This window comes from Aeromonas sp. HMWF014, assembly GCF_963878295.1.
GTDB classification, from domain to species: Bacteria; Pseudomonadota; Gammaproteobacteria; order Enterobacterales; family Aeromonadaceae; genus Aeromonas; species Aeromonas popoffii.
Map to the genome: position 1 here is coordinate 1 of NZ_CAWNYS010000422.1, position 1,106 is coordinate 1,106.

Sequence of the window (1,106 nt, forward strand, 5' to 3'; positions counted from 1 at the left end):
GGCTACGACACCCCGTCTCCCATTCAGCTGCAAGCGATCCCCGCCGTTCTGGCTGGCCGCGACCTGATGGCGGCGGCCCAAACAGGGACCGGCAAGACCGCAGGCTTTACCCTGCCGATGCTGCAGCGTCTGATGGAGAGCAAGCGTAAAGTTTCTCCCAACCGGATCCGCGCCCTGGTATTGACCCCGACTCGTGAGCTGGCCGCCCAGGTGGGCGAGAGCGTGCGCAACTACGGCAAGCATCTGCCGATGCGCAGCCACGTGGTCTTCGGCGGCGTCAGCATCAACCCGCAGATGATGGCGACTCGCCGTGGTCTGGACGTGCTGGTGGCCTGTCCTGGCCGCCTGATGGATCTCTACAACCAGAACGCCGTCAAGTTCGACGAAGTCGAGATCCTGGTGCTGGACGAAGCGGACCGCATGCTCGACATGGGCTTTATCCGCGACATCCGCAAGATCCTGGCCCTGATGCCCAAGCAGCGTCAGAACCTGCTCTTCTCCGCGACCTTTGCCGAAGAGATCCGCGAGCTGGCCACTGGCCTGCTCAACAACCCGGCGGTAATCGAAGTGGCGCCGCGCAACAGCACTGCCGAGCGTATCGAGCAGCTGGTGCACCCGTGCGACAAGGCCAACAAGATAGGTCTGCTGAGCCATCTGGTCACCAGCAATGACTGGCAGCAGGTACTGGTGTTCACCCGTACCAAGCACATGGCCAACCGTGTTGCCGAGACCCTCGACAAGAACGGCGTCAGCGCCGCCGCCATCCACGGCAACAAGAGCCAGGGTGCCCGTACCCGTGCCCTGGCCGGTTTCAAGGAAGGTAGCGTCAAGGTGCTGGTGGCGACCGACATCGCTGCCCGTGGTCTGGATATCGACAAGTTGCCGCAAGTGGTCAACTTTGAGCTGCCCAACGTGGCGGAGGACTACGTTCACCGCATCGGTCGTACCGGTCGTGCCGGTGCTGCCGGCCACGCCATCTCCCTGGTCGCTGCCGACGAAGGCAAGCTTATCAAGGCCATCGAACGTCTGACCAAGCAGAACATCCCGTGCGAGCAGGTGGCCGGCAGCACCGGCACGACCGGTACGACCGATGCGGTGAACGTAGT

At 63.2% G+C, this 1,106-nt stretch carries 1 protein-coding gene; it reads left to right on the top strand.

From position 1 onward, the window contains the following. Nucleotides 1-1,106, top strand: a 1,106-nt coding sequence (locus AAC083_RS16830) for a DEAD/DEAH box helicase (RefSeq protein WP_108535493.1), incomplete at both ends; no start/stop codon positions are given.